We start from the raw sequence: 6,598 nt of genomic DNA, 5'->3' as shown, positions 1-6,598 counted from the left end.
ACCCTCGAACATCGGCGCTTGCAGCACCGCAAAATCGCCGCCTAGATATCAACCCCAGATGAGGCCAACCCTCCGCTAAATCCGCGACCCGGCTGTCTCAAAACTTCTGACGACGTACACGGCTCGTCCGGGGCTTGGGTCTGGGCGTCGTCACCCTCGCCGTCCTCGCCCTGCCCACCGCCGTACCCGTCCGCGTCATCGTCACCCTCTCCGTCGGGCTCGCCCGTCTCGTCACCTTCGACTTCCTCAGGCTCAGGCGCGGGTTCGTCCTCGGGCCGCACAAACCCGCGATCGATGCGGGCCTCGCCATATTGGCTGAGGACCACGAACACCCCGGCCCGCGCCTTCTCGGCCGGGTCGTAGCCGTAAGTTTCGCCGAAGGCCTTCAGGGCGTCCTGGATCGCTTCGAACCGCGCGGCGACCTCGGGCGGCGGCGGCTCGACATCGGCCCATTGCTCGGTCAGGGCCGCGCCCTCGGTCTGCAAGGCGCTGATGGCCTCGACGTCCTGCGCTGAACGCTGCATCACCCGCTCCCAGACCCGCGAGCAGCCATGAGAGCCGGGGAAGTCGAGATAGGCGGCCGACCACTTCCAGCCCTCGGTGTCGCGGACATTAACGGCGATGGCGGCGAGCTTTTCGAGCACAAGCTGGTCGAGCAGCACCACATCCTCGATCCAGCCGCCGCGATCCTCGGTGAAGAGATCGCGCAACACCGGACCGCCCGCCTCGGCATAGGCGTCAAGGCCGACGAACTGGACGCGCCGGTCATCGGCCGCGACCTTGGTGTCGGTCATGGCGCGGCGGATCGCATAGGCTTGGCGGTTGTTCTGCGGCAACTGGGCGAACACCTGCATCTGGCGCTCGGGGTCGGGATTGACGGCGAAGGCCATCATCTGTTCCAGCGTCAGGGCGTCCTCGCGATAGAGGTCCAACAGCACCGGGGCGACCGAGCCTAGGCGCAAGCGCTGACGCACGATCTGTGGCGAGACCCCGAACCGCGCGCCGATTTCCTCGGCCCCATAGCCCTTGCGGTCGGCAAGGTCCTTGAAGGCCTCGAACTGGTCGGCGGGGTGCATGTCGCGGCGCGAAACGTTTTCATCGAGAGAAATCTCGGCGGGGTCGTTGCGCGTATCCACCACGCATCGCACAAGCTCGGCCTTGCCGATCAGCTTGCGCTTGGCCAGCAGCTTGAGGGCCTGACGGCGGCCTTCGCCGATGGTGACGAGGTAATAGCCGCTCTCCTGGCCGCCCTCCTTGACCTCCGGTTCGACCACCAGGGGTTGGAGCAGGCCCTTGACGCGGATGGACGCGGCGCGGGCCTCGACATCGTCGGCCGTATGGCCGACGCGCCGCGCATTGCGCGGCGAGGCTTTCAGCTTGTTGAGGGCGATCTCATGCACGTCGCCGGACTGCACCGGCGCACGGCCGGGGTTCGTCGGGGTTTGGGTTTGCAGGGACATGATGGCCTCCTTTGGGGGCTCGGGGTTCAGGCGCAAAAAGCGCGCCTGACCCCGACGCCCGTCGGCGAGACCGGGGGTGAAGCGGAGTGGCCGGCTTCGCGGGGACCCGGCTGCAGGGCGTCGACTGCCGCTGTCGCCAAATTGTCGAGACGACCGAAGCTGGGCGGAAGCCGGTCCGTAGCGCGCTGGGGGCGGAGCCCTAAGCCACCGGCCGCGGGAGCGGCCAGAAGGACAAGCCTGCGGAGCGGCCAGACAAATGCCCCAGGCCGCGCCGGCGGCCGTCTCTTCGCAAGATGAAGACTGCGAGGAGCCCGCGCATGCGCGTGGCGGGAAGCGGCGTCGAGCGGCCGGCGGCAGGCCAAAGCCTGCCCGCCAGGCGTCGCGCCCGAGGGAGCGGCGAAAGCCGCGGGACCGAGCGTGACCGCCGGCTGCTCTCGATATTGGGGAAGCCGACCGCGCAAGCGGGCGAGCGGACCCTCTTCAAGCGAGGCTGCTACCCGCCGGATCGTGGGTCCTACGGGGGTGGCCCGACGTTTCTCACGCCGCCGGACCTGTCACTGGCCGTTCTCACGCAACCGGCGACGGAAGCAAATCTGGCGCAGGCCCCGTGACCGCGCAATACCGGAGAAATACGGGGTTCCCCGAACCATCCGGCCCGAACGGCCGGCGGAGCGTGACAATCTGCTCCGCTCGCAGCAGGGTTCGGCTTCGATTCTCAACAAGGACAGTGCTGATGAACGTTTCAGACCTGATCGATGCTGCCGTGGCCGCCGAACCCAAATTGACGAAGACCCAAGCAAAGGCCCTGATCGACGGGGTCTTCAAGGCGCTGACCGAGGCCGCCGTGCAGGGCGAGGAGGTCTCGATCCCGGGCTTTGGCAAGTTCAAGGTGCAGGCCAAACCGGCCCGCACCGGCCGCAACCCCTCGACGGGCGCGGCCATCGAAATCGCCGCCTCGAAGAAGGTGGCGTTCACGCCGGCAAAGCAACTGAAAGACGCCGTCAACGGCTGACATCCCGGCGGCGCGCCTGGCCCGAACGTGGGTCCACGCGCGCCGGCCAAGAACTTGGAGGCCGCCATGGACCTTGATGCGTGCTGCTTCGACTTGGCGGCGACATGGAAGAAGCGGTCGCCAAGGCAGGCACGCCCGCTCAGGCCCGATCCTGGGAACGCGTCCATGCCCTCGCGGCGCGGCAATGATCGCTGAAATCGGGACATGCGTCTGGCCTTCCGGCCCGCCAACGAAGACGGCGGCGACTGACGCGCCCTTGGGCGGAAACGTCAGCGTCGCGGAGAGACCCGCCGCTTGTTTTCCCCCGTTTGTCTCTCGACTCCGCTCATTGCGCCAAGATGCGTCCGACCCCCAAGTCGCGCCATGGCCCGCCGCCCGCCTCGTCCAGCGCGAAAAAATAAATCCTCCAAGCCGATGTCCCGGAGCCGACCGTCAGTCGTCTCTATCAAGGTCACGGACGATTGGCCGGAGGCGGTTCCAATCTCGGAATACGAACTCCGCGTCGTCGAGACCCATTTGGACAGGGTCCTGGCGCAGTTGCTTGGCCCCCTGCCCTGACCGGGAGTCAAAACCATGGGCGCCACCAAGCCTTCATCTTCAACCGCAGCCAGCCGCGTGGCGCTGTACCTTCGCGTTTCGACCGGCCGACAGGCCGACAGCGACCTGTCGATTCCTGACCAGCGGCGACAGCTGGCCGCCTATGCGCTGAGCAAAGGGTGGACGATCGCCTCGGAGTTCACAGAACCGGGCAGCTCGGCGACGGACGACAAGCGCCCCGCGTTCCAGGCGATGATCGACGAGGGAACGACCAAGCCCACGCCTTTCAGCATCATCCTGGTCCACTCGTTTTCCCGCTTCTTCCGCGATCAGTTCCTGTTCGAGTTTTACACCCGCAAGCTCACTCGCAACGGCGTGCGCTTGGTCTCGATCACCCAAGAACTGGGCGACGACCCGATGGGACTGATGATGCGTCAGATCATGGCGCTGTTCGACGAGTACCAGTCACGGGAAAACGCCAAGCACACCCTGCGCGCGATGAAGGAGAACGCCCGCCAGGGCTTCTGGAACGGCTCGCGACCACCCATCGGCTATTGCGTCGTCGACGCTGAGCTGCGCGGCGCGAAGATGAAGCGGAAGCTGGCGATCGACCCCGTACACGCCGAGACCGTGCGCCTGATCTTTCGTCTCGCCCTGATGGGAAAGGACAACTCCGGTCCGATGGGCGTGAAAGCGATCGCCTGCCACCTCAACGACCGCAGCATCCGCACGCGCGATGGCGGCCGTTGGGGGATCAGCGGGGTGCATCAGACGCTCACCCGTGAGACCTACAAAGGCGAGCACCATTTCAACAGCCGGGTGTTCAAGACCGGCGAAGCGAAGGACGCGTCGGAACACATCGTGTCTTCCGTCCCGCCGATCATATCGACCGAAGAGTTCGACGCGGTCAGGCTGTTGATGGCCGCGCGCAATCCTCGAAGCGAGCGAGGCCGTTTTTCCGGCAGTCCAATCTTGCTCGGGGGGATCTGCTTCTGCGGCCTGTGCGGCTGCGCCATGACGCTGCGGACCGGCAAGAATGGCGCCTATCGCTACTATACCTGCGCCTCCCGGGCGCGGTCCGGCCCGACGGGGTGCGGCGGCATCACCGTGCGGATGGACGCGGTCGACGAGGCGGTCATCGATCACCTGGAGAATCGACTGCTCGAACCGCGTCGGCTGGCGGAGATGATGACCAACATCATCGACCGCCGAAGCGTGTGGGTCGAGCAGAGGCACAAGCACGTCGCCGATCTTCGCAAACGCGCCACCGAAGCCGAAGCGCGGCTGCACCGGCTCTACGAAGCGATCGAGGCGGGCCTGGCGAGTCCATCCGATCCGCAGTTGAAGGTCCGAATCGGCGACCTCGTCGCCCAACGCGACACCGCTATCGAGGACGCGGACCGAGCTGAGCGGGCGATAGAACGTCTTGGCCCTCTGGTGACGCCCGACCTTTTGAGGAAGTTCGCCAAGGCGACCCGCAAAATGCTCAGGGCGGAAGACGGTACCTATCGACGCGACCTGCTGCGTGCGGTCGCCCAGCGAGTGGAAGTCCACTCTCCGACAAGCTTGGTGATAAGTGGTTGTCGCGTTGAGCTTTTCCGGACGCTCGCGGCGACCGGCGGAGTGAAGGAAGCCGCTCTCGCGGTTCCTACGCGTGTTCTGGGGTGGCGCGCCCTGCTGGATTCGAACCAGCGACCGCTCGCTTAGAAGGCGAGTGCTCTATCCAACTGAGCTAAGGGCGCGAACCGGGGTAATCCGGTCGGCGGACGCTAGTGCGTCCAGGGCTGTCTGCGGCCCGCGGCGAAATTGTCGGCGTAGGCCTTGATGATCCGCTTGGGGAGCTTGGGTTCGAACAGCTGAAAGGCCAGGCCGTTGTTCTGGGCGTAGGCGACGGCTTCTTCGCGGGTCTCAAAGGTCAAGCGGAGCTGGCCGTTCATGTCACTTGACTGGGTCCAGCCCATCAGGGGGTCCGGGCGGCGCGCCGAGGCGGGTTCGAATTCCAGCACCCAGTCCTTGGTCTTGGCCTTGCCGGACTGCATGGCGGTCTTGGCGGGGCGATAGATGCGGGCCAGCATGAACCTCTCCAATCTTTTGCCGATGGTCGGAGCGGCAGGATTCGAACCTGCGACCCTCTGGTCCCAAACCAGATGCGCTACCAGGCTGCGCTACGCTCCGACACATCGGCAGGGGCGTGCTCTACAAGGGTTTGTCGCCCGGATCAAACAGGAACGGTGACAATCGTCGAACGATCAGCCTTTCGGGAAGATCCGGTGCAGGACCTTGTCACCCGGCAGGATGCCCAGCTGCGCCGCGCGGCCGCCCGCGATCTCCAGAACCCCGAGGACCGGTCCGCCCGAAGGCATGGGCATTTCGTTGTGTGGTTGGGCGTTTCGGACGATCGACAACACTCGGCCAGTGGGCGCGATATAGACAATGTCGAGGGGAATCAGGGTGTTTTTCATCCAGAATGCGGCAGGCTGCGGTTTGGCGTAGGTAAAGAGCATGCCCCTATCGGGCGCCATGGACTTGCGGAACATCAGCCCTCGCCGTTGCTCGGCGAGCGTTGCGGCGATCTCGACCTGGAAGCGCGCCCTTCCCCTGGCGGTGACGATCTCGACAGTCTCCAGCTTGGCGGCCGGCTTGGCGATCGCCGCATCGCTCGCGAAGAGCGCGCCGGCGAGCAAAGCCGTCAGAATCGCTCGTCGTCCAGGTTCGCCGATCACCGCCACGCCATGTCCTCACTCGCCATCCGGCCGGACCAGCAGCCTCGCGCCACAATCCTGACGACCAAATGCCGGGACGAAATGGCGAAAGTCAGGCGTCGCCCGGGGTGATCTCGGCAACGACCAGACCCTTGGGGCCCTTGGCGAAGCGCACGAGCACGTCGTCGCCCGGCTGCAGATCTTCCAGGCCGCCGCGACGCAGGGTCTCGATATGGACGAAGATATCGCCCGGTTCGGCATCCCGGACCACGAAACCATAGCCCTTGGTGCGATTGAACCATTTGACCTTGGCGTGTTCGGCCGGCCCCTCGGGGGTCAACGCTTCGCGCCCGCCGCCACTATCGAGGCCGGAACGGAAGCCGCTGTCAAAGCTGTCGCGTTCGCGCCGGGCGCTCGGCTCGGCAAAAGCACGGCGAGGCCGCTCTAAAGGCGACGGCGCAGAGCTTTCATCGAGATCGACCACCTCGCTGACCTGCCACCCCTTGGTGCGGCGCACCACATCGCAAACGATCACGGCGCCCTCAAGCGCGGTTTCCCGCCCGCAATTGCGCAGCGAGGTGACGTGAAGAAGCACGTCTTTAAGGCCGGTCTGACCAGGATCATCTGGAACGATGAACCCGTAGCCCTTGCCCACATCGAACCATTTTACGCGTCCGCTGATTCGCACGAGATCTTCGTGCGCCTCCACGGCGTCGAAATCGTAACCAGACATTCCGCCCCTCTGGCTCGTCCAATCAGCCCAACGGGACGAGCGCCACAAGAATAACACTGTTCTCGCGTTAGGAGAGCCGTCAATGGTGAGTTCGCGTCAAGCACACGCTAGGGGACGCGGCGCGACATTTCGTCGCAGCAATTTTTTGAAATAA

5 protein-coding genes, 2 tRNA genes and 2 pseudogenes are annotated in these 6,598 nt (G+C 65.3%); 2 read left to right on the top strand and 7 right to left on the bottom strand.

Translation table 11 applies throughout. The annotated features are described in order from the left end of the window. Positions 1-41: 41 nt before the first annotated feature. Both ACP69S_RS20045 and ACP69S_RS20040 read right to left on the bottom strand, forming a co-directional pair. Positions 42-128, bottom strand: a pseudogene (locus tag ACP69S_RS20045) (hypothetical protein); the annotation flags it as partial. A 975-nt stretch (positions 129-1,103) separates the two neighbouring features. After that, positions 1,104-1,460, bottom strand: a pseudogene (locus ACP69S_RS20040) (ParB/Srx family N-terminal domain-containing protein); the annotation flags it as partial. 733 nt (positions 1,461-2,193) lie between these two features. Between ACP69S_RS20040 and ACP69S_RS20035 the strand changes: the two are divergent. Continuing rightward, positions 2,194-2,472, top strand: coding sequence for an HU family DNA-binding protein (locus ACP69S_RS20035; protein ID WP_426000257.1), 279 nt, complete (start codon positions 2,194-2,196; stop codon positions 2,470-2,472). Positions 2,473-3,045: 573 nt separating this feature from the next. After that, entirely contained in the window at positions 3,046-4,716 is a 1,671-nt protein-coding gene (locus ACP69S_RS20030; protein WP_426000259.1) for a recombinase family protein, read from the top strand. On the opposite strand, the gene ACP69S_RS20025 is transcribed toward ACP69S_RS20030, so the two are convergent. The 5 genes from ACP69S_RS20025 to cspD all read right to left on the bottom strand — a co-directional run bounded on the left by ACP69S_RS20025 (position 4,675) and on the right by cspD (position 6,444). Beyond that, positions 4,675-4,751: transfer RNA gene (locus tag ACP69S_RS20025), tRNA-Arg, on the bottom strand. The genes ACP69S_RS20030 and ACP69S_RS20025 overlap by 42 nt on opposite strands. Before the next feature lie 27 nt (positions 4,752-4,778). Further along, positions 4,779-5,084 carry an ETC complex I subunit gene (locus ACP69S_RS20020; protein ID WP_426000255.1) on the bottom strand — a complete coding sequence of 102 codons (306 nt, stop codon included), beginning with the start codon at positions 5,082-5,084 and terminating at the stop codon, positions 4,779-4,781. A gap of 23 nt (positions 5,085-5,107) precedes the next feature. Then, positions 5,108-5,184 (bottom strand) — tRNA-Pro (locus ACP69S_RS20015). A gap of 74 nt (positions 5,185-5,258) precedes the next feature. Beyond that, positions 5,259-5,738 carry a DUF192 domain-containing protein gene (locus ACP69S_RS20010; protein ID WP_426000253.1) on the bottom strand — a complete coding sequence of 160 codons (480 nt, stop codon included), beginning with the start codon at positions 5,736-5,738 and terminating at the stop codon, positions 5,259-5,261. An 85-nt stretch (positions 5,739-5,823) separates the two neighbouring features. Next, positions 5,824-6,444, bottom strand: a complete 621-nt coding sequence (gene cspD, locus ACP69S_RS20005) for a stationary phase survival cold shock domain protein CspD (protein ID WP_426000251.1) — start codon at positions 6,442-6,444, stop codon at positions 5,824-5,826. Between the last annotated feature and the right edge of the window lie 154 nt (positions 6,445-6,598).

Origin of the sequence: Caulobacter sp. DWR1-3-2b1 (genome assembly GCF_049895765.1) — a bacterium.
Lineage (GTDB): Bacteria > Pseudomonadota > Alphaproteobacteria > Caulobacterales > Caulobacteraceae > Caulobacter.
Note: the sequence above shows the minus strand (reverse complement) of the source record. Positions and strands in the feature narration are given on the sequence as shown.

Excerpts from the sequence above, each read along its gene's own strand:
- ACP69S_RS20035 (WP_426000257.1), top strand. The coding sequence starts at position 2,194 with ATGAACGTTTCAGACCTGATCGATGCTGCCGTGGCCGCCGAACCCAAA.
- ACP69S_RS20020 (WP_426000255.1), bottom strand. The coding sequence starts at position 5,084 with ATGCTGGCCCGCATCTATCGCCCCGCCAAGACCGCCATGCAGTCCGGC.
- cspD (WP_426000251.1), bottom strand. The coding sequence starts at position 6,444 with ATGTCTGGTTACGATTTCGACGCCGTGGAGGCGCACGAAGATCTCGTG.
- ACP69S_RS20030 (WP_426000259.1), top strand. The coding sequence starts at position 3,046 with ATGGGCGCCACCAAGCCTTCATCTTCAACCGCAGCCAGCCGCGTGGCG.